29 protein-coding genes and 1 tRNA gene are annotated in these 23,244 nt (G+C 70.1%); 2 read left to right on the forward strand and 28 right to left on the reverse strand.

What is annotated here, in order from left to right; translation table 11 throughout:
- Window positions 1-2: 2 nt before the first annotated feature.
- The 10 genes from ACH5AC_RS24810 to ACH5AC_RS24855 form a co-directional block, all read right to left on the reverse strand.
- The gene (locus tag ACH5AC_RS24810; protein WP_398864612.1) at window positions 3-806 is read right to left on the reverse strand and encodes an endonuclease/exonuclease/phosphatase; all 804 of its coding nucleotides are present in this window, start codon (window positions 804-806) and stop codon (window positions 3-5) included.
- Complete coding sequence (gene tmk, locus ACH5AC_RS24815; RefSeq protein WP_398864310.1) at window positions 691-1,416, reverse strand: dTMP kinase; 726 nt, start codon at window positions 1,414-1,416, stop codon at window positions 691-693. The genes ACH5AC_RS24810 and tmk overlap by 116 nt, the downstream gene beginning before the upstream one ends.
- 14 nt (window positions 1,417-1,430) lie before the next feature.
- A complete protein-coding gene (locus ACH5AC_RS24820; protein WP_398864312.1) occupies window positions 1,431-2,540 on the reverse strand; it encodes a radical SAM protein in 1,110 nt (369 codons plus the stop codon).
- Between the two features lie 124 nt (window positions 2,541-2,664).
- Entirely contained in the window at window positions 2,665-3,054 is a 390-nt protein-coding gene (locus ACH5AC_RS24825; protein ID WP_398864314.1) for a DUF6302 family protein, read from the reverse strand.
- Between the two features lie 260 nt (window positions 3,055-3,314).
- Window positions 3,315-3,527: a hypothetical protein gene (locus tag ACH5AC_RS24830; protein ID WP_398864315.1), complete on the reverse strand. Its 213-nt coding sequence runs from the start codon at window positions 3,525-3,527 to the stop codon at window positions 3,315-3,317.
- Window positions 3,528-3,781: 254 nt separating this feature from the next.
- On the reverse strand, window positions 3,782-3,919 hold the full coding sequence (locus tag ACH5AC_RS24835; RefSeq protein WP_398864317.1) for a hypothetical protein: 138 nt from the start codon (window positions 3,917-3,919) through the stop codon (window positions 3,782-3,784).
- Window positions 3,909-4,307: an ATP-binding protein gene (locus ACH5AC_RS24840; protein ID WP_398864318.1), complete on the reverse strand. Its 399-nt coding sequence runs from the start codon at window positions 4,305-4,307 to the stop codon at window positions 3,909-3,911. Before ACH5AC_RS24840 ends, ACH5AC_RS24835 begins: the two co-directional genes overlap by 11 nt.
- Window positions 4,308-4,312: 5 nt before the next feature.
- Entirely contained in the window at window positions 4,313-4,696 is a 384-nt protein-coding gene (locus ACH5AC_RS24845) for a hypothetical protein (protein ID WP_398864319.1), read from the reverse strand.
- 176 nt (window positions 4,697-4,872) lie between these two features.
- A complete protein-coding gene (locus tag ACH5AC_RS24850) occupies window positions 4,873-5,460 on the reverse strand; it encodes a hypothetical protein (RefSeq protein WP_398864320.1) in 588 nt (195 codons plus the stop codon).
- A 127-nt stretch (window positions 5,461-5,587) separates the two neighbouring features.
- A complete protein-coding gene (locus ACH5AC_RS24855; protein WP_398864321.1) occupies window positions 5,588-6,832 on the reverse strand; it encodes a helix-turn-helix domain-containing protein in 1,245 nt (414 codons plus the stop codon).
- Window positions 6,833-7,008: 176 nt separating this feature from the next.
- On the opposite strand from ACH5AC_RS24855, the gene ACH5AC_RS24860 reads away from it, so the two are divergent.
- The gene (locus ACH5AC_RS24860) at window positions 7,009-7,476 is read left to right on the forward strand and encodes a gamma-glutamylcyclotransferase family protein (protein WP_398864322.1); all 468 of its coding nucleotides are present in this window, start codon (window positions 7,009-7,011) and stop codon (window positions 7,474-7,476) included.
- 18 nt (window positions 7,477-7,494) lie between these two features.
- On the opposite strand, the gene ACH5AC_RS24865 is transcribed toward ACH5AC_RS24860, so the two are convergent.
- The 14 genes from ACH5AC_RS24865 to ACH5AC_RS24930 all read right to left on the reverse strand — a co-directional run bounded on the left by ACH5AC_RS24865 (window position 7,495) and on the right by ACH5AC_RS24930 (window position 20,343).
- A complete protein-coding gene (locus ACH5AC_RS24865) occupies window positions 7,495-7,695 on the reverse strand; it encodes a hypothetical protein (protein ID WP_398864323.1) in 201 nt (66 codons plus the stop codon).
- Window positions 7,696-8,024: 329 nt separating this feature from the next.
- Window positions 8,025-8,312, reverse strand: a complete 288-nt coding sequence (locus ACH5AC_RS24870; protein WP_398864324.1) for a hypothetical protein — start codon at window positions 8,310-8,312, stop codon at window positions 8,025-8,027.
- Complete coding sequence (locus tag ACH5AC_RS24875) at window positions 8,309-8,722, reverse strand: hypothetical protein (protein ID WP_398864326.1); 414 nt, start codon at window positions 8,720-8,722, stop codon at window positions 8,309-8,311. Before ACH5AC_RS24875 ends, ACH5AC_RS24870 begins: the two co-directional genes overlap by 4 nt.
- Before the next feature lie 67 nt (window positions 8,723-8,789).
- Window positions 8,790-8,866, reverse strand: a tRNA-Leu gene (locus tag ACH5AC_RS24880).
- Between the two features lie 325 nt (window positions 8,867-9,191).
- On the reverse strand, window positions 9,192-9,605 hold the full coding sequence (locus tag ACH5AC_RS24885) for a hypothetical protein (RefSeq protein WP_398864327.1): 414 nt from the start codon (window positions 9,603-9,605) through the stop codon (window positions 9,192-9,194).
- A 5-nt stretch (window positions 9,606-9,610) separates the two neighbouring features.
- The gene (locus tag ACH5AC_RS24890) at window positions 9,611-10,708 is read right to left on the reverse strand and encodes an N-acetylmuramoyl-L-alanine amidase (RefSeq protein ID WP_398864328.1); all 1,098 of its coding nucleotides are present in this window, start codon (window positions 10,706-10,708) and stop codon (window positions 9,611-9,613) included.
- Between the two features lie 63 nt (window positions 10,709-10,771).
- Window positions 10,772-11,122: a hypothetical protein gene (locus tag ACH5AC_RS24895; RefSeq protein WP_398864329.1), complete on the reverse strand. Its 351-nt coding sequence runs from the start codon at window positions 11,120-11,122 to the stop codon at window positions 10,772-10,774.
- An 11-nt stretch (window positions 11,123-11,133) separates the two neighbouring features.
- On the reverse strand, window positions 11,134-11,970 hold the full coding sequence (locus ACH5AC_RS24900) for a hypothetical protein (protein WP_398864330.1): 837 nt from the start codon (window positions 11,968-11,970) through the stop codon (window positions 11,134-11,136).
- A gap of 205 nt (window positions 11,971-12,175) precedes the next feature.
- A complete protein-coding gene (locus ACH5AC_RS24905) occupies window positions 12,176-12,898 on the reverse strand; it encodes a hypothetical protein (RefSeq protein WP_398864331.1) in 723 nt (240 codons plus the stop codon).
- A gap of 72 nt (window positions 12,899-12,970) precedes the next feature.
- Entirely contained in the window at window positions 12,971-13,423 is a 453-nt protein-coding gene (locus ACH5AC_RS24910) for a hypothetical protein (RefSeq protein WP_398864332.1), read from the reverse strand.
- Window positions 13,424-14,464, reverse strand: coding sequence for a hypothetical protein (locus tag ACH5AC_RS24915; RefSeq protein WP_398864334.1), 1,041 nt, complete (start codon window positions 14,462-14,464; stop codon window positions 13,424-13,426).
- Complete coding sequence (locus ACH5AC_RS24920) at window positions 14,464-15,780, reverse strand: hypothetical protein (protein WP_398864335.1); 1,317 nt, start codon at window positions 15,778-15,780, stop codon at window positions 14,464-14,466. The genes ACH5AC_RS24915 and ACH5AC_RS24920 overlap by 1 nt, the downstream gene beginning before the upstream one ends.
- Complete coding sequence (locus ACH5AC_RS24925) at window positions 15,780-19,502, reverse strand: hypothetical protein (protein WP_398864336.1); 3,723 nt, start codon at window positions 19,500-19,502, stop codon at window positions 15,780-15,782. Before ACH5AC_RS24925 ends, ACH5AC_RS24920 begins: the two co-directional genes overlap by 1 nt.
- 289 nt (window positions 19,503-19,791) lie before the next feature.
- Window positions 19,792-20,343 (reverse strand): hypothetical protein, encoded by a 552-nt coding sequence (locus ACH5AC_RS24930; protein WP_398864338.1) that lies wholly within the window; start codon window positions 20,341-20,343, stop codon window positions 19,792-19,794.
- Between the two features lie 137 nt (window positions 20,344-20,480).
- Between ACH5AC_RS24930 and ACH5AC_RS24935 the strand changes: the two genes are divergently transcribed.
- On the forward strand, window positions 20,481-20,684 hold the full coding sequence (locus ACH5AC_RS24935; RefSeq protein ID WP_398864339.1) for a hypothetical protein: 204 nt from the start codon (window positions 20,481-20,483) through the stop codon (window positions 20,682-20,684).
- Between the two features lie 105 nt (window positions 20,685-20,789).
- Here the strand turns inward: ACH5AC_RS24935 and ACH5AC_RS24940 are convergent, their stop codons facing one another.
- Genes ACH5AC_RS24940 through ACH5AC_RS24955 form a run of 4 tightly spaced genes read right to left on the reverse strand, consistent with a single transcriptional unit; the run spans window position 20,790 to window position 23,243 of the window.
- Window positions 20,790-21,167, reverse strand: coding sequence for a hypothetical protein (locus ACH5AC_RS24940; RefSeq protein WP_398864340.1), 378 nt, complete (start codon window positions 21,165-21,167; stop codon window positions 20,790-20,792).
- Window positions 21,164-21,745: a hypothetical protein gene (locus tag ACH5AC_RS24945; RefSeq protein WP_398864341.1), complete on the reverse strand. Its 582-nt coding sequence runs from the start codon at window positions 21,743-21,745 to the stop codon at window positions 21,164-21,166. Before ACH5AC_RS24945 ends, ACH5AC_RS24940 begins: the two co-directional genes overlap by 4 nt.
- The gene (locus ACH5AC_RS24950; RefSeq protein ID WP_398864342.1) at window positions 21,736-22,539 is read right to left on the reverse strand and encodes a hypothetical protein; all 804 of its coding nucleotides are present in this window, start codon (window positions 22,537-22,539) and stop codon (window positions 21,736-21,738) included. Before ACH5AC_RS24950 ends, ACH5AC_RS24945 begins: the two co-directional genes overlap by 10 nt.
- A complete protein-coding gene (locus ACH5AC_RS24955) occupies window positions 22,539-23,243 on the reverse strand; it encodes a hypothetical protein (RefSeq protein ID WP_398864343.1) in 705 nt (234 codons plus the stop codon). The genes ACH5AC_RS24950 and ACH5AC_RS24955 overlap by 1 nt, the downstream gene beginning before the upstream one ends.
- Window position 23,244: the final 1 nt, after the last annotated feature.

Consider the following 23,244-nt stretch of genomic DNA (forward strand, 5'->3'; position numbering starts at 1 on the left):
CGTCAGAACAGTGCGGGCGCCAGGTCGGCAGCCCGCTCGGGGATGGTCACTTCGAGCGGCGCCTCCGGGCGGACGCCCAGCGACACCGACAGTGCCGAATGGTCCGTCAGCCGGTCCTCGCTGGTCCGTACGTCGTGCACGTATGTGCAGGCGTGCAGCGCGGTCGCCAGGGCCTGGGAGGCGTGCGCGTGGTCGTAGCGGTAGCCGTCGCCGGTGCGGCCGACCCACGAGTACTCCAGGGCCTCCGGGTGCAGCGTGCGGAAGGCATCCTGATAGCCGGCCGCCCGCAGCCACTCGTAGAAGCCGTACTCGAACGGCTGGAAGAACCGGTAGCGAGGCACGTGGGTCGGCTCCAGGATGTTGAAGTCACCGATCACCAAGCGCAGCGGGACGCCCCAGCCTTGCGGGATGCTCGCGCTGCACGCGTCGAGGAACGTCTGCTTCCTGAGCGTCTTTGCCTCGGTGGCGTCCCGCGAAGGCACGTACAGGCCGGTGACGTCGAGCGGCCCCTCGTCGGTGTCGACTGTGACGGACACGCAGCGGTGCGGCAGGTAGCCCACCTCGACCGGGCCGGGCCGGGTGGCGAGCCGGGAGACGACCATCACGCCACGCTCGCCCTTGCCCGGCCGGGGGAAGGCCACTTCGCACCCGGCCGCGGTGAACTGCTGGGCGAGGAAATCGCAGCCCGCACTAGCCGCCGTCTCCGTCAGGACCAGGACGTGTTCCGGCCGAGAGGCCAGGTACCAGAGCTGTCGCTCCGCTCGCTCCCGGGATGGGTTGTTGAGATTGAACGTGAGCACGTCCAGGGTCATGAGACTTCTGGCTCCGCATGGTGAGTACGTCGCCCGCGATGCCGCGAGCGAGCGTGTCGGGGTCGGTGGCGGTCGCGTCGAGCTCCACGACCGGCACACCGCGGTCAGCGAGGAACTTAGCGGCTTCGGCGAACAGTCCGTACTCGGTAAGGCTGCTGCCGGGCTCACGCTCATACCGGCTGTGCGCGCCACGGCAAGCGAGCCGATAGGCGATCACGTCGGGGTGCGCGGTGAGGAACACGGCCAGGTCCGGGGGGTCGGCGGCCTCGTTCATCTGCCACACGGTCTCGCGGTCGACGCCGTCCATCACCTGAAGGACCAGGGACGAGGCGACGTACCGGTCACAGACGACGATCTCGCCGCGCTCCATGGCCGGCCGGATCTGCTCTTCGAGATGCTGGTAGCGGTCGGCGGCGATGAGGTGGGCCATGGCTCGGCCCCGGTAGAGGTCGGTGCCTTGGCGTGCGATCGTTCCGAGCGGCGTGTCGGTGGGCTCGCGTGTCGCGCACACCTTCGCCCCGAACTCCTCGCGGAGTACGGCGACCAGGGCCGCGGTGACGGTGGACTTGCCGACGCCGCCGGGTCCTTCGACGGTGACCAGCATCCCCGGCTCCCTGTTCACGAGACACCGACCAGGGGCAGGACGCGGGACTGCTTGGGGACGACGGGGCACAGCTCGCTGTCGACTGCACCGATACGCTGGCCGGAGGCGACGACGGCGGCCGGACAGCCCTTGCCGCATGAGGTGTTCATCGAACATCCGCCGCAGGTCGGGTTGTCCCCCACCTTCCACCGCTTATGGAAGTCGTAGGCGTCCAGCCGTGCGGCGATGTCGTCGTGCTCCCACACGTTGCCGACGATGAAGTCGGTGTCCGGGTGTTGGCTCACCCTCGTCCGGGCCGCGAAGACCAGGTAGGGGCATACCGTGACCTCACCCTTGGTGAAGACGTAGATGATCCGGCCCGCCTCGCAGTTGCTGAGGGGCTTGTCCTCGTTGGGAAAGCGGATGTGCACCACGTCGAGGTCGTCGTCTTCGAACGGCATGGTCAGGTGCTCGATGTGCCGCATGTGGTCGTCGGGCCGGCGGAGCTTCTGTGCCCCCTTCGCGGCACCACGGCCCATCTCGCCGAGCGGGTTCATCAGGACGTACCGGGCGCCCTGCTCCTTCGCGAAGGCGCACAGCTCGGCGTACTCCTCGTCCTGGGCCAGGTTGTTCGGGGTGCACAGGAGCCCTTGCAGGATCCCGGCCTCGGCGAACCGCTTGACGGTGTCGACGGTCTCGGCGAACCCCTCGGGGCGGCCACGGAAGACGCCGTGCGAGTCCGCCGAGAAGCCGTCAAGGGACACGTTCATGTGGACATCGAGCTGAGCCAGTGTGGCGATCTGCTTGTCCGTAACCATCGTCGCGTTCGTGCAGATGCCGACGGCCATGCCGGCCTCGCGGAAGTCGTCGACGATGGGGATAAGCTCGGGGTGCACGAAGGGCTCGCCGCCGGTGATCGTGACCCGGGTGACGCGGGAGTCGAGGAGCTGGGGGATCAGCCGGTCCCTCACAGCATCCCAGTCCATGTCGTCGCCGCGCTTGGTAGCGCTGACGAAGCAGTGCTTGCAAATCTCGTTGCACCGCTCGGTGAGCTGCACCAGCGCCTTCCGGTGGGGCTCCTCCACCGTCGTACGGAAGTAGCACGACGTGGCTTGTTCGGCCGTGATGAGTGTTCGAGCTGTCAACGGTTCCTCCGCTGGAGTAGGTGCGCCGCGGTCCGGTGTGCACAAGGGCGGTCCGAGCCCGTAGGGCGTGATGAGGGGGAAGGGCGTTGTTCGCCGGTGTTCTGGGTGTCACAGGGGAGGGCGGTCACAGGCCGAGCCAAGTCACCTCGTCCACGAAGGCGCCGATGGCCTGCTCGCTGTAGCCGTAGAACCTGCCTCGGGCTGTGTCGTCGTCATCCGGGGCGTCCTCGCCCCATTCGACGACGTGGCACGTGCTGGGGCATGTCGACCAGCGCACCCGCAGCCGGGGAAAGCCAGGGCGGCCCATCAACGCGTCGTGCAGGCTCGGGACGGTCTCGGCGTCATCGGCGCTGATGTACCCGCCGCGCCGCTGGCCGCCGACCGGCACCGCCAGGAACCCGGTGCCATCGACGACGACCACAAGGCCGGCGTCAATGAGCGTGGGGTCCCGCAGCCGCTCCCGATACCAGGACGCTTCCCACTCGTCCCGCCAGTCGGCGGACCGTACTTCCACGGCTGGGCGGCGGTGTCGCGTGATCGGTTGTCGCGTCAAGGGAGCCCCCGGTAGGGATGCATTCGCGTGCTGGAGGGATGTCGGCCCCGGCCACACGGGCGACCGGGGCCCTGTCCCGACATGCCGTCCTCCCTCACGGAGGGTCAGCCGGGACGCGTATCCCACCCCCGGCCAGGACCACCGCGACGGATGCGGCGGTCGGGCGACACGGAGAGCCGGTCATGCCACCAGAACCGGCCGGGGGCGGGCGTCTGGGCGGGTCAGGGCATCAGGCGGATCACCGCGGCGGCGACGACACCGCCGAGCAGCAGCGCGTACGCACCAGCCGCCCACGCGACCCTCGGGTACTGCTTGCGGATGATCCGCCAGGCCGCCAGCCCGGTGCGCCCGTTGGCGTGTGCGCGGATACCGAACCCACGCAGGGAGATAGAGACGAGCTGGATGGCTTGGCCGTCCTCGCGAGGGCGTTCCATGGGAATCCTTTCTGGGGGGAGATCCGGGGTGAAGGGGCCGACGAAGGTGAAGGGCGGAGGGCCTGCGTGATGCTCCAGGAAGTAGCGGCGGGTTCGGCGCTGGACGGTGGCCAGGCAGCTCCTGCACAGATAGATGGGGGCGTGCTGGCCTTCCCACTGGGCGGGCCCCACCCACGTCACGGGAAGGCCGCTGCGGTCGCACCTCCAGCAGTCACCTGCAATCCAGTCGAGGAGGAGAGTCCGAGGCCGCCCGGTCATCGGTATGCAATCCCGTAGACGAGGGCGCCCATCACGGTCAGGAGAGCTACGACGTAAGTGGCCTGCGCCAGGCGGGTGTTCCATATCGGGACCTCGTCCGGCTGCCACTGCTCGTGGTGCGGCTCACGCGACATCGGGCACCTCCAGGTTGGCCCAGACGCGTTTCGCCCAGGGCCATCGGGTGTAGCCCCACGACTGCGACAGCGAATCGACGAGTGTCAGGCCGCGTCCGCCGGTGTCCGACGGGCGCGCATCCCGCCACTGGGGTGCTTGGCGGTCCTTGTCTGTGACTGCGACCCTGATCAACTTCTGGGACACGCGACGTACGGAGACCCGGATGGACGGTGTCCTGGTGTGCTGGATGGCGTTGTTGACGAGCTCCGTCACGACCAGCGCGGCGTCGTCCTCAACGTGGGTCATGTCCCAGTCCTTGAGGACCTGACGCACGAAGTGGCGGGCGACCGGTGAGGATTCAGCCTCTCGCGGTAGAACGCGGGACTGCACATCGAGAGTGGCAGCCATCGCAATCACCGCTCGGACCACTTCAGCTGGCCGTAACGGGCCAGTTTTTCCGCCAGGTCGACGTCGCAGAGGTCACCGGCGCTGTCGGGGGGAACTGCCCAGTACGACACTCCCTCCTGGTAGGTGGCCAGCGTCAGCGGGGGCACTCCCAGTTCATGGCCGGCGGGCAGGCACTCCGTGTCATGGCCCAGCCGTTTCATGGCGGCGATGGGCGGCACGAGCACGTAGTAGCGGCTGAGGCCGACCGAAGCGATGACCGGGCCGCCCTCCAGGGCCTGGGCCAGGAAGGCGTCCACCTCCCCCGGCGCGTTGCTCTGGGCAGCCGCATGGACGAAGAGGCCGGGGATGCGGACAGCGGTGAGCAGCGTCCCGCACGACAGGTACGTCATGCCATCGCGCTCCCAGTCCGCACGGGCCCTGGCCCTGTCCCTGGTTGCGGACAGAAGCCAGTGCTCAACGGCGAGGCGCCGCTCGGGAGCTGTTACGACGTGGCCTTCGCATGCTTCGCCTGCGTTCTGCTCCTGTCCGTCCGAGCTGGCCGTGAGGGCCCTGCGTTGCATGGTGCTCATCTCACGGCCTCCGCTCGATCGTTGCGGTAGCCAGCCGAGTAGTCGAAGACCTCCGCGATCTTCTCTCCGACGTCACGGCCATGCATGAGCGGGCGCGGCTTCTCCGTCGGCTCGATCCACGGCGGGGTGTCCCAGCGGATGTCATGACTCGGAGGGAGCGCGATCCAAGCGTCACGCCCGGTGCGCACCTCCACGTCCTCACGCACGGCCGCGTACCGGCCAGTGGCCGGCATCACCAGCAGGGCGGCGCACCGCCCGTAGAAGAGGCAGGGCACCGGCGTGATGCGATCGAGCTGGATCATGGCCGCCATGCCGATGCGGTGCGGCAGGATCAAGGCGTCGAAGCGTTCTGTGGCCGCGATGAGCGCGGCGCCCGGCATCGTGTCCAGGGCGCGATCGATGGCGTCCTCGCAGTGCAGGGGCCACGCCTCCGGTAACGGGTGCGCGCCGGGGGTGGGGCAGTCAGCGTCGTCGCACGTGCACCCCTGCCGAGGCCGGTAGCGGTGCCCCAACGAGAGCGGCCACTCCAGCCGGAGATAGGCGCGGGCGGCAGCAGCCGGATCGCGAGTGTCGATGGGCAGCATCGCTGATACCCCCAGGTGATCGCTCAAGTACTGGTTGTGACACCAGTCTTGTGCGCGAATGCACCGGCGCCCCCTAGAAAATTTAGGGGTGGATTTCGGTCACCTGGGGGCAATCACGGACATATCGTCAACTGGCGAGCTCCATGGCCCGGATCAGGCCGGACAGAGCAGCAGCCTGAGACGGCACGCCCACGCGGGCCATGTCCGAGACCAAGGCCCTGCTCATCGGGTCCGCGTACACGTAGTACGGCGCCGCCTCGGCAGCTTCGCGGAGCTTCACGACGGCCGACGGGCTCTTGCCCATGCGGTGCAGCGCCCTCGCCTCGTCGATGGCGTAGTGCGTCCGGCGCTCCTTGCTCGGCACCTCGCTGATGTCCACCTCGGTCACCTTCTCCAGCCCAGTGTCCGGCTGGTCGACCTCCACCCCGGCCTCGGCCGCGTGCACCGCGACGGTGCCCCTGCCAAAAACTGTGTGCTGATCGATGTCGTACCACTGCGGGCCGAGCCGGTCGGCGTCACCGAGTGCCGCGTCGATCCGCGCCCACGCATCGCTGGCCTGGCTCCCCCGCGCGTGCGCGATCGCGCACCGCAGGTGCAGCGCACCCCGCAGCGAGACCGCCTCATCCTGCGCGGCTCGCCCCGTGGCGTACGGTTCGAGATCTTGGAGGGCAGCGTCAGCGACCGCGACGGTCTCTTTCAGCGACGCCTGGTGCAGCAGCGCCCCGCACCGGTCCCACGCAACGGCCGCCTTGACCACCGGGTCGTCGAGCTGCGTCGCCGCGCCAGCGGCGGCCTCGGCCGCGACCCAAGCCAGGTCCGGGTAGCCCAACTGGTTCAGACACATCCGAGCTGTGCGTGCCGCGTCGACCATGAGCTTCAACGCCTCTTCGCGGTCCGCGCCTTCGGTGGCCAGCAGAAGCGTGTTGAGGTCCTCGATCATGGGGGGCAGCAGGGTCGCGACCTCCGGAAGATTCGCGGCCTGCCGAGCAGAGTTGGCCTGCCGGGAACGGCGCCGCATCCCCGGCAGGTCCACCGGGGCGCCCTGCGGGCTCAAGCCGGGGTGACCGGACAGGATCAGGCCGGCCCGGCGCAGGCCGTAACGCAGTGCCGGGATGTGGGAGTGGGCGAGCGAACCGCCGGTGCCCTGAAGCCGGTAGGGCTGGCCCAGGAGCCAGACGACATCGACATCACACCTATCCGCGATCTCCGTAATGACGGAGTATCGGTCGAGCGGCTGACGGCCACTCTCGACATTCGCGAGCCAGCCTTCCGTCTTGGCAAGGAAGTCCGCCAGCTCGACCTGGGTCAAACCAGCCGCATTGCGCGCAATCCGTACGCGCGTGCCGATGTGCTCATCGCTGCTGAGGGGCATACTGGTGCTCCGTTCTTGGCCTCGACACCCAGAACGGTACGCCGAACCGTGCCCCTGGCGCTTCCCGGAGCCTCGGGGGCACAGTTCTGTCCGGGTTGTTACCGCTGGGCGGTACGGTTGGCTGTTTGTGATTCAACAGGGCCGCTGCTGGAACCTGCGCCGATAAGGTCCCTGTCATGTCCCCGTTCCATCCTGCGAACCGCCGAGACCGTCTCCGTGGAGCTCCTAGCTCGCTCCTGGTCTACGGCACGCTCCAGTTCGACGCCGTCCTCAAGGGGCTGCTGGGGCGGGTACCCGCCCGCATTCCTACCGCTGCGCCGGATTGGCGCGCTGCCGCCCTGGAGGGTCGGGTGTATCCCGGGCTCGTAGCCGCGCCCGGCGCCTCCGCGGGCGGGCTGTTGCTCACCGACCTGACCGACAAGGAATGGGGCGTTCTCGACGCGTTCGAAGACGACTGCTACGACCTGCGGGAGGTGGCTCTCTCGACCGGACACCGCGGGTTGGCGTACGTCTGGCCCGGTGGAGAAGTGCGGCCGGAGAATTGGGATCCGGCCGAGTTCGAGAAGCTGCATCTGCCGGCGTACGCAGCGCGCTGCGCCAGGATCGGTCCACGGCTGGCGGCAGGCGAGCCCAAGGGGGAGTAGGCCGTCAGGCCCGAGTGGTCAGGCGTTGAACCCCTTCTGCCTCACACCTGGCCCCCACATGGCTGCGCGCTCCGCGAAGCACTGTCGGCACAGCGGGTTGGCCCCGCTGCCGTACCTCTTGCACTTCTCCGAGCAGCCCGCACACAACCCCTCATCGGTGCTCGTCCAGGTGAGGGCCGGGTAGGTGTCCGTGAGCTGGATCTCGGTGGAGGTTGTCATCGTGTGTGTCCGTTCTGGTCAGGCGGGCAGCCGCCTCGAACAGAATAGAACGATCCGTGAATGTCAGTGGCGGCCCGTACGGTGTGGGTATGCCCGACTCTCCTCGGCCTGACGGCCAGGTGTCCCCTGCTCGCGACCAGGTCAACAGGCTCATCCGACGCCTCATGGGGAAGCCCGCCAGCAAGAAGCGCACCGCTGAATACGAGCGCCTCCTCGTGCTGTGGGCAGACGTGTCTCAAGACGACGTCAAACCGGCGGCATGACGAAGCCCCACCCGTGCCGGGCCGTGGCGGGTGGGGCCTCATTGTCCGGAGTTCCGAGTAGCACGCTCAGCTTATGGACGATCCGAACATACCTCCCGAAGCGGACCACCCGGCGACGACAGGCCGGGCCAGCGCATAGCTGCGCGGCAGCCGCAGGCTCTGCCCGCGCCGCAGGTCCGCGGCGAGGCACTCGGCTACGTTCGACCCGTACCGCTCCGCCGCCAGATTCGCCTGGCCGTGCGCGCACTCCCGGCACGCGACGCGGCCATAGCCGCGCGTGCACACCCGGTGCCCGGCCTCGACGGCGTGCGCGTCGACAGGGTGCCAGCACACCAGGCACTGGCCGGCCGTCACGCCACCCTCCGCTCGGGAGGCTCCTGACCGGGATGCGCTTGGGCGAAGTGGTCCCGGATCGCCTGCTCGACGCGGGCGCGCAGCTTGGTCGCCCGCCGTTCGGCCCGCTCGTCGAAGATCCGGCTGATTTCCTCCGTGCTGGCGCTCAGCGGGATGCTGATCGGGTCGGCGTCCAGGGCGTACGCGTCCTCGTCGTGTACCCACCCGCAGCTGAGGGTGCAGGGAAACCGGACGGTGCCGCTGTTGGGGTGCCGCCACGAGTAGGGGAACTCGGGCATCGGGATGATCGTGGTCTGCGGCGGGGCCTGCTCCGCCGCGCGGCGGGCGGCCTCGAGTTCCGCGAACGTTTCGCGGAACGACAGCTTCGGCAGCAGGGCGGCCAGGCCGTCAAGGTCAGTGTCGGCGCTCACGCTGTCCTCCGTCTCGTGCGGCGGACAGGATGCCACAAACAGGACGGCCGCCTCCGCAAGGCGCGTCTGGTGCCCGGGGCGGGATTCGAACCCACACTCTTCCCGTTTTAAGCGGGTTGCGTCTGCCAATTGCGCCACCCGGGCCGAGGCTTATCCGGCGTTCTCTCGAACGCTGCTTCTCGTTCCAACGGGTGCCGAACAGCGCTGCGTCATGGATCCGCCTGCGCGTGACAACCTTACTGCGTTTGCGTGACGGCGACTCACATCGCCCTCAAATGGCCGAGGTTGGCCGATTCCCGAACGAGGCTCCTCCGCGACCCGATCATGTCTCCCCTGGCTATGCGTCTGGCACGTGAAACCAGCCTCTCTCAAGACAGGGTGCCGACACAGGAGCGAAATTGGTCAACAGTCGCGCCTCAAACGACCGAAAAGGTGGACGCCCGCCCCGGCGCATAGGGCAGGCGTCCGGTCAGGGGCCAGACGGTTCGTCAGGCGGGTCCGGCTGCGACGGCAGAGCCGGCGGCTCGGGCGGCTGAGGGGCGCACGGGTCGACGTCGGCGGGACAGAGCAAGGCCAGGCGGGCGTTCGCCTGGTTCACCGCGTCCCGCAGGCTGTCGCCGCCGTTGGGATACACCTCGTGGTAGACCCGGCCAAGACGCTCCTCCATCCCGGCCACGCGCTCCATCACGCCCGGCCGGGCCGGGACGCCCGGACGGCCCTCCTCCCCATACCAGTCGTCGAGGAACTGACTCGTCCGGTTGAACAGATGCGAGGCCGCCCGCACGACCCGCCACACAGCGGTACCGCCGCCGACGAGCAGCGATATGGCTGCGCCCCACACCAGCACCGCGTCAAGAGCGGGCACACCCGTGGTGATGTCCACCGCGCTCACTCCCCCCACACAAGGACCGTCAGGACCGCGCTGGCCACTTCGATGCCCTCAGCGCCGAGGTTCAGCAGCCGCACCCGCATGTTCCGGCCGGCCGCCAGACGCTTCGTCAGCGGCACGACGGCGAAGGTTCCGCCGGGCGTGCCGATGACCTCGTGGATCGGGTGGTTCTGCTTGAGCGTGCCCGCGTCGTCGTACTCGCTCATGCGGACCTGCACGACCTCACCGACGCCCAGGCCCTCGAAGCGCAAGCCGACCGAGCCGGTGAACCGGGCGGCCCCCTTCACGAACGTCGGGCCGTTCAGGGCGTGGCCGTCGGGCTCGTCGTTCCACTCGGTGGTGAACTCGATGTCGTCCCACAGGTCCGGCGCGAGCTGGTAGCCGTGGACGAGGCCCAGATTGACGTACTCGGGGAACACGGTGACCGTCTCCTGTGTGGTGGGAGGGCTCCAGTTCGCCTGGTGCGACAGTCGCTCGGCGACGTCCCGGCGGAGCTGGGCCATGGTGAAGGCGAACCGGCCTCGGCGGCCGTATCCGGCGACGGGGCCGGCGGGGTCGGGCTTGCCCTCGACGGACGTCTCCAGGTGCCCGGCAACGCTGCCCTCAGTCCAGCGGTGCAGGCGGCACAGCGCGGCGTTGAACCGCACCCATGTGTCGTACTGGGCCCGCGTGTAGACGTCTTGCCCATCCCCGCGGTTTTCGACTTCCAGCCCGTACAGCGAGTCGTTGCCGTCGACCGTGCGGGACTTGTCCTGCTTCGGCAGCGGCTGCTCGGCAACGATGGCCTTGAAGACGTTCTCGGCGACCAGGCCCGCGTGGTTGGCGCGGCCGTCAGCCACCAGGACCACCACGCCGTCCTTGCGGAGCAGGCCGTGGGCCAGCGGGGGCGGCAGGCCCGCACCGACGCCCCGGTAGGCGATTACGGCGAGGCTGTCGACGCCCGCCGTGTGGTGGTTGAGGATGCCGTGCACCGGCCCGAAGATCTTGCCGGTCGCCGCGTCACGGCCGCGCGTCGTCCACCCGTCGAGCTCGATGAACGGGACGCCTTCGGCGCGGAACGCTGCGCGCCACTGGGCTGGGGTAGCGGGGTCCGCCACGGCGATCACTCCCAACACGGAGAGTCGATGCCCGGCCCAGAACCAGCGGCTACCGATTGGAGTCTAACTACCGCCGCCGACGGGGCCGCTGTCGTCGTCGAGCGGCCCGCCGTGGCCGGATAGGGCCCGCGCCGTCGCCTCGGAGATCCCAGGCACCGCCAGCAGCTCCTCGTACTGCTGGCGCCGCGACTCCTTCTCGGCGGCCAGCAGCTCGCGGACGCGGGCCTCGTGCCGCTCCCGCATCTGGGCGCGCAGCTCCTCGTAGCGCTCCTGTGTCACCAGCTTCGCGCCCTCGGGCAGCGCGGGCTCGGCGACGGCGCTCGCGGTGATCCGCCCGAGCATGCCGTCCGGGAAGAGGACGTACAGCGTTTTCGTGACCTGGTCGGGCAGCGGCAGACCGGGGACATCGAGCATGGATGTGCTCCTCACAGACTGATGATCAGGGCCCGCAGGACGAAGTTCACGAGGTAGTAGTAGGCGCCGCCCGAGCCCCGGCCGGCCGTTGCGTTCAGGGTGACCGGGGCCGTCGCGCCGGGGCCGAGCGTGAACGTCTCGGGCAGGAACTTGGTGGCCTGGGCGTGCGCGCCGACGATCGTGCCGGTGCCGGTGTTCCGCATGTAGAACATCTCGTCCGAGCCGTGTCCGGTGCCCGCTCCGGCCCCGGCTGGGAGCACCACGCGCACGTCGACCTCGCGCTCGGTGTAGACCTGCGCCGGGCGGCACGGGTCCGGGTTGGTGACGTTGACGGTGAACGAGTCGATGACGGTGTTGCTGGCCGCCGGGACCGGCACGTCAGGGTGGTCGTGCTCGTCGAAGTACGAGGTGAACGTCATGCGCGGGCGCGGGTCGGAGCGCAGCACGCCGTTGCTGTCGCAGTAGACGCCGCTCGCGTTCGCGTCGACCGGGCACGGGTACGGCCACGGCACGGTGGCCGCCGCGAGGGGCGCACTGGCGGTGCCGTCGCCGTCGAGACCGCAGCCGGTGAGGACCGCGCCCCCGGCCGTGGGGACGAGGAGCCCGCCGTCGGGGCCGATGCTGACGTTGTTCCCGGCCTGCCCGGACAGCAGGGCGGAGATGACGCCGGTCGCCGTGTCGTAGTCGATGCCGTCGCCGGCCGACAGGCACGAGCGGACTACATCGCAGGGGACCTCGGCAGAGATGACGTACGGGTTCGCGTCGCTACCCGATCCGCTGACGGTGATGTTCTCGCCGGCCTGCACGGTGCAGTTGCACAGGCCCCCGCCGCATCCACATCGCGCCACAGTTCCACGCTCCTCGCGAGGTCGTTCTGCGGCCCGGCCTAGCACCAGCGGCGCACCGTCGAGTGTATCGACGGCCCGTCTGGACGCCGTCCGGACGCGTCCACGGGTGCCGTCCGGACGGCACCCGGACGGACGCGGACGCGAGGCGCCGACCTGGCCGGATGCCGTCCGGACGTGGCGTCCGGATGTCGTCCGGACGTCGGGGTCAGGCGTACAGCCAGACGATCACGATGCCGCCGCTGCCCGCAGTGCCGTTGACGCTGTCGCCGTCCCTGGCGAGGGCCCCGGCCGCGCCTCCGCCGTAGCCGCGCCCGGCGCCGCCTCCCCCACTGGATGCGCGCTGCCAGCCCCCGTGACCAAGCCTCGACTCTCCGCCCGGCCCGGACTGCCCCTGGTCGCCGCTGAGGCGGATCGGGCCACCACTGGCCCCGCCGCCCTGCGCCATATCACCGGCCCCGGCCAGCGGCCCAGCCACGCCGGAGTAGCAGATCATGCCAGTGCCCGACGACATGACGACCTGCCCGCCGAAGCCGCCGTTCGCGGTGCACACACCCCCGAAGGAGCTGTTGCCGCCGTTCCCACCGTCGACCGTCGGGGTACCCGCGGTCCCGCCCTCGCCGACCACGATCGTCTCCGTGGCGCCGAGCGCGGAGGCTTCGATCAGCCGCTCCGCATACCCGCCGCCCGTGCCGCCCGGGTGCGCTACGAGCTGCCCGGCGTTCGCCCGCGCACCGGCCGCGCCCCCGCCGCCCGCCTGCACCTGGACCCAGATCCGCGACAGCCATGGATAGTCGGCCTTGTTGAACTCGTGGGTGCCGGGGTCCTTGAAGTACAGGATGTCCCGCAGGTTCATCGACCCGGGCACGATCGTCAGCCGACCGTCGTCGCCGACCTGGAAGAACTCGTCATCGACACACACGCTGGCCATGGGCACTCCGTCAGGGCAGATTCAGCGGCCCGGCCCACAACCAGCGGCGCGCAAGCAGGGTAACCGCCCGGGTCAGGGCGTCGGCGGGAGCGCCATCAGGTGCACGCGCAGCCCAGACCCGGCCGGCTCGGCGACACCGGCACCGCGGCGGGGACGGCTGCGCCACACCCGCACCACCACGCACCAGGCGGTGACCTCCTCCAGCGTCGCCCACACCGTCCGCTCGTCGTCGTCGGGCTCGGGGTCCACGGCAGTCGCCGTGACGACCGGACGGCCGCTGTAGGAGGCCGGGAACGTCCACGTAGCCCGCCCGTCCTCCCCCGTCTCCACCACGGCCGCCACAGGCCCGCCCAAGCCCGCCTGGGGCGCCGTACGGGTCGGCTCCACCGGCCTCGGGTCCTGCTCGCGCGGAGCGCTGCTCGTGCGCGTCCGGCCGGCGATGCGGGCCCGCTGGTCGAGACTGCGCAGCACGCCCACCAGCGGTGCGCCGACAACCCGCCGGGCCGGGGTTCCACGGATCGCCATCTACGCCGCCTCCGCCGCTGTCGCCGCCACCTGGACCTGCACGCTCTCCGTGCCGGGGTTGTCGCCGTCGCCGGCCGATTCCTGCACCCGCACGCCGGTGATCTTCAGCCGCTGGGTGATCTTCCGGCAGGTGCTGGCGCTGGTGATGTCCAGCGCCCACCCGGGCACGAGGCTCGGCACGCTGATGTTCGCCAGCGGCGAGATCGTCACCTGCTGAGTGTCGATGAACACCGGCACCGTGGACGACACCCGGCGCCGCGCCTTCGCGGCCTCCGTCGCCGACGCGTTGTCCGTGATCTCCGACATCTCTACGTACCGCTCGTGCAGGCCGTAGTACGGGTCGGTGCCGCCGTCGGAGCCGATCGCGCCGCTCTCCTCGCTGCCCGCCACGATCCACCGCGTGACGAGGGACTTGCCGTCCTCGCTGACCTCCAGGCCCTCCGGCATGTCGGCGTCCGACAGGCGGCCGACGGGCACGAGGAACGTCTCCGGGAGCAGCAGGATCTTCGAGCCGATGACCGTGTAGTCGATGCCCGCCTCGGCGAGCTGCCGCAGGTGATCGCCGGTCTGCCCGATGCCCGCACTGTAGGAGCGGGAGCCGACGACACCGGCCTTGCCGACGATCTCGACGGTGTGCCCGGGGTCGTCCGGCGCGAAGCCGTCCTCGATCAGCCACTGGGCGATCTCGGAGAGGTCCGTGTTCGTGAACGCCCGGTTGGCGTGCGGCACCCGGTTGTCGAGCCACACGCTGACGTCCTCGGCGATCACCTCGACCTCGCCAAGGGACCAGATGACGTCGGTGACCGGCCCGTCCCACACGTACTGACCGTCGCGGAAGATGACCAGCCTTGAGCGCCAGGAGCCGATGCGGCCGAGCCGGTTGCAGCAGTCGCCGTCCGGCTGGATCAGGGCCCGCGCCGAACTGGTGCCGTCCAGCACGCGGTTCCACTCCACTTCGGTGAGCACCTGGGCGGTGGTCACGGTGGCGCCGTTGCGGTCGAGGATGGTCGCGGTGTGCGTACCGCAGCCGGCTACCGCCATTACCGGCCCCTTCCCGACACGTTGAGCGTGACCATCGCGTCGATCGCCGGGGGGCTCTCGATGTCCGAGCTGATGCACACGCAGTACTCGGCGCACTCCAGCAGCTCGTACGTCGGCGGCATGCCGTCGCGGCCGTAGACGTCCGGGCTGGACTCGCAGACGCCGCCGCACTCGACGGTGGCACGGCCGGTCTGGCCGTCCAGCGTCACTGCCCCACCGGCGGGCACGAAGCTGATGTGCCAGTAGTTCTGCGGGTTACAGCGGCCCGCGTCGGCGGTCTCCTCGCACGTCAGGGTCTGGTCGCTGTGCTCGTAGATCTCGATCGTGATGTTCCGCAGGTCCGACGACCCGGACCGGACGGTGACGATCGGCACGTCCGAGCTCCAGTTGGGACGGCCCGTCAGGTCCATCTCGTAGCAGGCCCGCTCGGCTGCCAGTGGCAGGCAGAAGCAGGTGGACAGCGGGGCGCCCGGCAGTGGCGGCGTCTCCGGGGAGCAGCGGGGGTCCGCGCACGCGGCCGTCGGGTCCGGGCAGGTGGCGAACCGGCAGCCGCCGGGGCAGTCCGCGCCCGTCGGGTGCACGCACCAGTCGACGCACGAGCCGTCCAGGTCCATCGGCGGGGTGACCTCCAGCACTGGCATGGGGTCGGTCCACAGCCACGGCACCGCGGCGGTCATCACCCACTCCACGGTGAGGATGTCCGCCCCCGACTGGCATTCGCCGGTACCGCAGCCGTCGCCGGCCCGCGCGGTGACCCGCGGCCCCTCCACCAGGGCCACGCGGCGCAGGGTGCGCCGGTGCCGCTCGTTGAAGGTGGCCGCGTCCAGCGTCTCGCCGGGGCAGCAGTTGTACAGGGTGAGGCAGTCGCCGTCGCACTCTCCGCCGCCGCAGCCCTGGAGGACCTGCTCCAGCCAGTGCCGCCCGTAGTCGACGCCGCAGCACGTCGAGCCGAGGACGAGCGCCGTGACCGTGATCGTGCGCGGCAGAGCCCGCGCCGGGCCGATGGCGCCGCCCCCGGCGATCCCTCCCGTGACGGTGCGCTCCACCGGGTAGTCGTCGAGCCCGTCGACGTCGAGGACCATGATCCCGGCGAACTCGGTCGACTCGGGCACGTCCGGGTCGTACCAGGGCGCCGGGCTGTCCTCGTCGTCCGGTGTGGTGTACGGCAGCTCCTCGAGGACCTCCGCGCCGAAGGTCGGGCAGCCGCAGCCGCTCCAGTCGGTCAGCGGCGACCCGACGGTTTCCAGGTAGGCCGCCAGGCGGGAGTGGTTGACCACCTCCACGCCGCCGTACGACATGAACCAATCGGTCGCCATCAGCCAGACACTCCTGCCGTGAGCACGAACCGGTTGAGGACCCGCTGAGCGGTGACCCGCGCGTTGCCCACCTCCCGGATCTCCCAGTGGTGGTTGTGGATCACGTCACCGCCGCGGCCCCGGCCGCGCCCGGCCAGGGCCGCAGGGTCGGTTCCGGCCTGCCGCATGCGCTGGGTGCGGGTCAGCGGGATCACCTGGCCGCCCATGCCCGGGGTGACGTCGGCGAGCCCGGCCACCTGCGAGGACACCCCGCGCACGAGGGCCTGCGCCGCCTGCCGCGACGTCGCTTCCAGCGCGGCGATCTGCCGAGCCAGGCCGACCTGGAGGCCCAGGCCGGTCATCTCGCCGAGCTTGCGCATCACGACCGACGGCGACTTGATCCGCAGCGCCCGCCGGATCGCCGTCTGCATCGACTTCGCGATGTCCAACATCAGCTTCTCGATGCTCTTGCGCTGCGCCTTCAAGCCTGCGAGGAAGCCCTTGCCCGCCTGGGTGCCCGCGTCGAACAGCACATCGGCGCTCGTCGTGCCGAGGGTGCCGGTGGCCTTCGTCAGCTGAGACTGGAGGGAGTTGAGCCGCTTCAGGCTGTCCTTCGTCGACTGCGACAGCACAGTGGCGATCTCGGCGCCCTGCTCGGACCCGAGGCCGATGATCTGCTGCAACAGGTCCTTGCGGAGGCCCCGCTTGGCCAGGTTGTTGATCTGCGCGGTGAACTTGCGGACGCGGTCGATGGCGTCCTGCAGACCGGTCTGCAGGCCCCTCGTGGTGACGGCCTCCTCGCCCTGGATGAGGTTCTGCAGCGAGAACGCATCGAGGGCGGCCTTGCTCGTGTCGGCCGCGAACTTCTGCGCGTCGGCGATCCGCTGGACGAGCTTGTCGCGCTGCGCGGCCAGGGACTGGAGCCGCTTGTTCCCGGACTGGAGCATCGACACGAGCCGGTCGTCGACCCGGGTCGCGCGGCCCCGGAACGCGTCGGTGATCTGCTTGGCGATCTTCTCGGTGGTCCGCTTGATGTCGGCCGCGGTGCCGGTCAGGCCCTTGATGAAACCGGCGCCGGTGTCCCGGCCGATCTGCGCGAACACCTTCGACGGCGAGCTGATGCCGAGGAGGCTCTTCGCCCCGTCGACGGCGCCTTTCACCACGCCCTTGGCTGCGGAGACGAGGTTGCCCGCCATCGCCTTGATGCCGCTGATCATGCCTCGGATCAGGTCGCGGCCCGCGCTGACGAGCGTGCTCGTCAGGCCGCCCAGGGCGGACCTCGCCCGGCCGGGCAGGGCCCGCACGGCGGCCACGGCGTCGCTGACGAACTTTCGGGCGGCGCTGAGGGCGGAGGAGGCGGCGCTGCGAATCGGGCCGAGGACGGCGGAGACGATGGCGGCGAGGGCGCTTCGGGCCATGCCGGGCAGGCGCCGGAACCAGCTGACGATGCCGTTGATGAGGTCGGGGATGATGCTGTTGCCGACCAGCAGGTTGTACAGGTACTTGAAGCCGGCGATCACCGCGTCGACGAAGCCGGTGACGATGCCGACGACCCTGGTGATGATGTTGATCAGTCCGCCGAGCGCGGAGACGATCCCGCTAATGATCGGTACGACGACCTTGATCGCCACCCAGCCCACGAGGGCCGCCGCGACCTGGAGGATCGGCGCGGCGAGCCGGATGATCGTCGAGGCGAGCGGGACGAGCGCTTGGACCAGGCCCAGGACGGGCGGCAGGAGGGGCAGGAGGGCCGCGATCACGGCGTTGAAGGCGGCCACGAGGGGCGGCAGGGCTGGCAGGAGGGCGGCGACGATCTGGGTGACCAGCGGGGTAATCGCAATTACGACCTGAGCGACAACCCCGGCCAATTGGGTGAGAAGTGGGGTAAGCCCGGCAACAGCTTGGGCCAAGGCTTGACCGAGTGCGACACCGAGCGGGATCAGCGCCGCCAAGATCATCTGGAACGCCTGGGTCAGCGGCGGCAGGATTGGCATGAGCGCGCCAACCAAGGCGGCGATCACCGGATTCAGGACGGCGAGGACGGCCTGAAAGGCAGGGGCGAGGATCTGCAGGACGGTGTTCGCCAGGGCTCCGACCAGCGGCAACAGGGGGGCGAGCCCTGAGAGGAGGCTGCCGATGACCTCGCCGACGGCGGTCAGCGCGCCGCCCGACGCGAGCGCGGCCAGCGCGTCAGCGAGGGCGGTTCCTACGGTCGCCAGAGCTGGAGCGATCGTGGCCAGCGCGGGCCCGAGCGCATTGATCAGGTTGACGAGTGCTGGGCCGAGCGCCGTGAAAATTGAGGCCAAACTTGGCGCGATAGCCCCGACTTGTGTGACCAGGGCGGACAAGATCGGCGCGACCTGCGCCGCTACGGTCCCGATCGTGGCGAAGATGTTCGACAGCGCCGACTGGCCCGGATCGGACTTGACGAACTCCTCGATCTTGCTGGTGATCAGCTCGATGTTGTTCAGGAGCCCGGCGCCGACCGAGTCGCCGGCCGAGAAGATGCCCCGGATGATGCCGCCGACGTTCCCGACGATCCGGCCGAGCTGCTGGAACAGCGCGACCGCGTCCTCCACCCACTGGACCGCGCGCCCGGAGTCGGCGGCGTCGGTGAGGAACGTCCCGAGCCGCTCGCCGGCGATCTGCAGCGCGGCACCAAGCCGGTCACCGAACGCGGCCGAGACCGCACCGGCCACGCGCAGCAGCCCGGCCGCCAGCGGCCCGGTACCGGCAGCGAGCCCGTTGGTGGCCGCCTCCGTGCCGTTCAGGACCTGCGTGACGGCCTTGATGCCGTCGGCGCTCTGCAGGAACAGCAGGACGCTCCTGGCCGCCTGCCCGAAGTTCTTCGAGATGGCGGTCATGCCCTTCTGCAAGGGCCCGCCCAGCGCCGCAGCGGTCTTGGTGATCTGGCCCTCAAGCTGCTCGAAGAGGGCGTTCTGCACCGAGTCCCGCAGCTCCTCGAACGCGGGCTTCAGGGCCCGGACCTCGCGGGCCGCCGCCTGCGCTGCCGGCGAGAGGTTTTCGAGGGTCTTCTCGAACGCCTTGGCGTCGTCGGTCAGCGCCGACTTGAAGGCGTCCCCGACTCCCATCAGGGCCAGGCGCAACGTTCCTGCCGCCGCCTGGAAGCCGGCGATGGCCGCCGGGAGGGCGGCGATGATGCCCGCGGCTGGGGCGAGCGCCGCCAGGAACGCGCCGACCCCCGCGGCGGCCCCCGCGGCGGCGATACCGACCGCACCGAACTGGAGGAGACCGGCCAGCGCCCCGCCGACCCGGGCCGCGATACGGCCCAGGCCGGCCAGCGCCCGCTGGAACCGGTTGGCGTCCGGGTTGACGTTGACGTTGACGTCGGGAGCCCGGTGCGCCCGAATACGGGCGTCGAACCCGTCCATGTCCGGGATGACCCGGATGGGGATCTCGACGTCGGCGAGGAGGGCGCGCAGCCGCTCCACAAAACCGGTGACGTCCGGCGCGACCGGGATGTTGATCGAGTCCAGCGACCGCAGCCCGGTGAGGAGCTGGCTGTCGAACCGGCTGAGGTCCGGCTCGATGCGAACCCTGAGCGTCTGGGCGAGCAGGCCGCGCTGGATCTGGCGGCGCATCTGCTCGCCGATGCGGCGCGTCGCGTTCAGCAGCGCCCGCTGGATCCGGATACCTGCCGCGCGACCATCAGCGTCGGCACTGCCGGCGTTGATGTCGATCGTGATGGTCGCGCGACCGTAATCGACGTCGTCCTCGGCCATCGGCAACCTCACGAACGAGTGCGGTTGCCCGGCCTAGCACCAGCGGCGATCCCAGATTATCCGGTTCATCCCAGCCCGAGCTGGGCGTCCTGGGCCGCCAGCTGAGCCATCAGCGACTTCGCGTCCTGCACCGTCAGCGCGCCACGCGGCTTCTCGGCGGGCCGCTGTGCCGTGCGCTGCGCGCGGGGCCGGCGGCGCGTCACCGGCGGGGCGTACAGCTTCGCTTCCAGCCGTCGCCGCGCGGCGTCGTCCTCGGCGGACTGATAGATCGCCTGCTCGGCGGCGTTGACTAGCGTGCGGAGCGTCCAGCGGTGCGGGTCGACGCCTTGGAGGGCGAGCTGCCCTTCCCAGGTGTCCCAGCCCTCCGCGATGCTCGCGAGGATCCGCTGGACGGTGTAGTAGGGCGGTCGTTGCCGCCCCCGTACAGCTCGACCGTCCACTCCAGCAGCTCCAGCAGCACACGGTCGGGGACGCGCATGCTCTTGTCCTCGACCCTGCCGTTCACCTCGGCTGCCTTCTCCTCGGCCTTCGCGCGGCTGCGGTAGTGGTCGACGAGCTTGCCGCCCTTGATGACCTCGAACCGCAGCCACCTTTCGGCGGACTCGGGCGTCATCAGGCTGCCGAGGAACTCCCGCATGGAGCCGTAGACCTCGCGCAGCGTCGCCGGGTCCATCTTGGTCAGGTCTTCCTCGCCGCCGATGGCCTGCTGCGCCTCCTGGACGCGGTGGTAGCCGTCGAGGAACTCGTCACCGAACACCTCGGGCACGAACTCCAGCTTGCCCAGGCCGGTGAGGTTGGCGACGTGGTTCTCGGTGCGGACAGCGAAATCTTTCGTTGCCACGGGTGCGCCCCTATCTACCGCGCGCTACGCCCGGCCTAACACCAGCGGCGTGCCGGGCGATAGTAGCGGAACGGGCGGAACCACTGATCTACCTCAAATCAGGGTGAAGCGGTCGGTGGGTGCGGAATGCTGCGGGCATGAGCATCCGTGACCGGCTTCGCAGGAAGCCCGTCCCTCCCAGTACCCCGCCCGCGGCCTCGTCGACGAGCCAGCCGCCCCGTTTCGACCCGACTCCGTTCACCGTCGCCGACACCTCGCCCGGCGGCAGCCACCACAGCCTCTCGTCGTCGTGCCCGGACTCGTCCAGCTCCAGCAGCTCGTCGAGCTGCGACAGCTACTGACCGGCCGCATGGGAAGAGGCCCTGGGGACCAGCGTCCCGGGGCCTCTTCAAGGTCCAGACCCACCCAGGTCAGACCGCGCACTGCAACTATCGCACCGCCCGCGATCACCTGCCGATGCGCAACGCCCTGGCCATGAAGTTGTTCGGCCGTGTTCCCGGATGTCTGGCGTACGCGGCGAACACGACCTGCCCGCCCGCGTCGAAGCGGAGCGCCTTCGCCCGTCGCGGCCGGATGATGTGCGGCCGGGTGCCGTCCAGCACAAACCGGGTCGCCGGGTGATCGCAGGTGATGACCCCCTGGAGGCCGTTCGAGCCCTCCTCGATGTGCCAGTCCACGAACTGGCCCATCCGTCCGGGCGCCTCATCGCGGGCAATGTCCGCCACCCGCGCCGTACGCCGGGCAAGGCGCCGTTCGACGATCCCGCCGCGCAGCCGCAGGAACCGCGACAGCCGGCCCTGGTCGAGCCGCACCTCAACACTCACGACGTCTCTCCTTCCGGGCAGCGGCACGACGGCAGAGCGACGGTGACCTTCTGCTCGATACCCACGCACTGCCCCTCGGGCCCCACGGTGCGCTGCTGACCGAGGACGAACGTCTGCCCGCGCCGGGCGTCGCTCGTGCCCGGGAAGCAGCACTGGAGGGCGTTCCACACCGACGTCGCGTCCACGGCCAGGACGCGGGCGGCCTCGGCCAGCTCCTCGCAAGTGGGCGGGCATCCCTGCTGGTCGTACGTCGGCGCGCACCGCAGCAGCGTGATGACGAACTCGGCGGCGGGTTTGACCGGCAGACAGTTCTTACTGCCCATCACGTCGCGGGTCTCCGCCGGGAAGTTCGACGTCGACACCATGCCGTTGTAGTGCACCGTGAGCTGGCCGGGCGTCTCCGCGCGCACGCAGTCGCCCGCGCAGTCGTCCCAGGCCGGGGTGCCCGGAACAACGCACGACCGGCACGGGCACCCGGGCTGCCCCTCGACCCGGGCAGCCACCATCGTCAGCTCCGCGCACACACAGCCCAGGAGCAGCTCGGCGGTCTCGTGGATCACGAGCGGGCTCAGGGCCATTGCTGGACCCTCGGCTGCCGGAAGTCCGGGCTGTAGACGCGGCTCGGGCTGGTCAGCCGGTACGGGTTGACGACGCTCAGCCACAGGTCGACGAGCGGCAGACCGGTGCGGCCTTCGCTGTAGATGAGCGTCGGGTCCGCGAGCTCCATCTCAACGCCCTGACGGACGAGCCGGGTCAGGTTGCGGTTCGCCTTGCAGCCGCAGCTCCCGCTACCACCGCAGCCGCGCAGCAGATGGCAGGTCAGCTCGGACACCGCGGCGACTGCGGCCTCGTCGACGGGCAGGCCGATCCGGTACGTCACGGTGAACGTGCCGGGCTCGCCTGGCGCGGCGGCCATGTCCTGGCAGTCCGGCCAGCAGCCGCCGCCGACCCGCACCAGTCGGCCGGCCGCGTCCACCCTGTACTGCTCGGGCGCGAGGACCTGGCCGTCGATGTTCACCTCGGTGATGTCGTAGACCGGGCCCGGCAGGTACACCTCGCACAGCTCGCCGCACGAGCAGTCCGACCGGCAGCCGCACACGCTCGCGTTGCGCCACAGGCCGTCAATGCTGATGTACGGGATCCACGGGCCCACGCCGCCGTACTGGAAGCTGATGAACGGCGAGGACTCCAGACAGGCCCGCCTGCACGGCCGCACGGTGACCGGGCACGGCCCGATCCGGCGGCCGGACAGCGCCCACAGGATCTGTGACGCCACCAGCGTCCACCGGTCCAGGTCCTCTTGCTCGACGTTCTCGACGTCGCAGCACAGCTCAACAGGCCAGGCGTCACAAGGCCCGGTCTCGATGGGCATCAGCGCCTCCGCTGCTCGTAGGAGGAGGGCGTGGGGAAGCAGGAGCGGATGACGCGGCCGACCTCGCCGTGCGCGAAGCTGTCCGGCATCGTCGACAGGAACGGCGTCGACCGGTCGAAGCGCGGCCCGCGATGCAGCACCTTCACGTCCTCGATCCGCTCCCCGCCAACCTCGTTGAGGACGCCGTACGCAGTCCGCTTGTGCAGCACATCCAGGTGGCGGCCCGCGTCGAGCGCCTTCAGCATCCCGGTCTTGGTCACGGGCAGCGGGACGTGCAGCTCGTACGACAGTGGGTCCGCGAACCCCTGGTCGACCAGGAGGTCACGGGTCTCCCGCATCCCCCGCAGGTACGAGCCGGAGGCGCGGGCCGCGTAGTGCGCCTCTACGTCACGGATGGGCCCGCGGTGCAGCACCGGCAGGGCATCGAGCCGCTCCATGACGAACATGTCGTCGTTGGCGTACAGGAACGTCTCGCTGATCTCCGGGTGCTCGCAGGCAGCCCGTACCGCCACGGTGGTGTTCTGGTACTTCGTGCCCGGCTGCCGGGTGGGGATGTGCCGGACTCCGCCCAGCCATGCCGGCTTGTAGCCGACGATCCACACGTGCCGGTGCGGGAGGTTCGCCTGCCAGCTCCTCAGCGCGTAGCGGAGTTGCTGGTTGGCGGGGGCCTCCCGCACCGGCACGACCAGGTCGAGGTCCGTCACG

The organism is Streptomyces sp. NPDC018693 (assembly GCF_044391385.1).
Taxonomy (GTDB): domain Bacteria; phylum Actinomycetota; class Actinomycetes; order Streptomycetales; family Streptomycetaceae; genus Streptomyces.